This is a genomic window from Burkholderia sp. RF7-non_BP4, assembly GCF_001521935.1.
Taxonomy (GTDB): Bacteria; Pseudomonadota; Gammaproteobacteria; order Burkholderiales; family Burkholderiaceae; genus Burkholderia; species Burkholderia diffusa.
The window spans coordinates 1-1036 of the sequence record NZ_LOTA01000058.1 but is presented as its reverse complement, the minus strand read 5'-3'; the positions used below and the strand labels follow the sequence as shown (position 1 = coordinate 1036).

The 1036-nt window shown below is 62.7% G+C and carries 1 protein-coding gene and 1 pseudogene; both read left to right on the top strand.

Features of this window, described 5'->3' with window-relative positions; genetic code table 11:
• The coding region (locus tag WS49_RS20885) for a Mu-like prophage major head subunit gpT family protein (RefSeq protein WP_059532845.1) at positions 1-689 on the top strand (689 nt) is incomplete at its 5' end.
• Between the two features lie 117 nt (positions 690-806).
• A pseudogene (locus tag WS49_RS20880) lies at positions 807-1036 on the top strand (hypothetical protein); the annotation flags it as partial.

The window sequence follows — 1036 nt, the reverse complement described above, 5'->3', positions numbered from 1 at the left end:
CGCACGACTTCTCGATCAAGAACAAGCCGTTCGAGAACACCGTCGGCGTCGATCGCGAGGCAATCGAAGACGACACCTACGGCGTCTACAAGCCGGTAATGGCCCAGATGGGCCTGGACGCGAAACAGCATCCCGACGAGCTTGTATTCGGTCTGCTCAAGCAAGGCACGACGAAGACCTGCTACGACGGCCAGTACTTCTTCGACACCGATCACCCGGTGTTGCAGGAAAACGGCCAGATCGGTTCGGTCTCGAACTTTCAGGCTGGCAGCGGCCCGACCTGGTACCTGCTCGACATGACGCGCATCGTCAAGCCGATCATCTTGCAACAGCGCAAGCCGTACAACTTCGTCGCGATGGACCAGGAAACGGACGAAGTTGTGTTCTCGGCGAAGACGTACCGCTACGGCGTCGACGCGCGTTGCAACGTCGGCTTCGCGCTCTGGCAGCTCGCGTATGCGTCGAATGCCGAGCTGAACGAAGACAGCTACCAAGCCGCGCGTGAAGCGATGATCGGCATGAAGGGCGACAACGGCCGCCCGCTCGGCATCCGCCCGTCACTGCTGGTGGTTCCGCCAAGGTACGACGGTGTCGGACGGAAGATTCTGCACGCCGACGCGAACAACTATGGCGCGACCAACGTCTGGAAGGGTTCCGCCGAACTGCTGACGACGCCCTGGCTGGCGTAACGGGATAACACCCCGCGAGAAACGGCCGCGCGACGCCGATAAGCGCGGAGGAAGAACGTCCCGGAGCTGCGGCGCGATGGTGGGCTCCGGTTGGGTTCGAATTCACAGGAGAGGTTCATGAGCAAGAAACATCCGGCGATCAAGGTGGCGTCGGCGAAGGAAGGGTTTCGCCGCGCTGGCCATGTGTTCGGGATCGTGCCGAAAACGATCGCGCTGGCTGCGCTTCATCCGGACGCACACGCCGCAATCGTCGCCGACAAGTCCCTGGTCGTGGTCGACACGGCGATCCATCTCAGCGACGCGGAAGCGGCGGCGCTCCCGCATCACGACGCCCCGCACGTGACGGC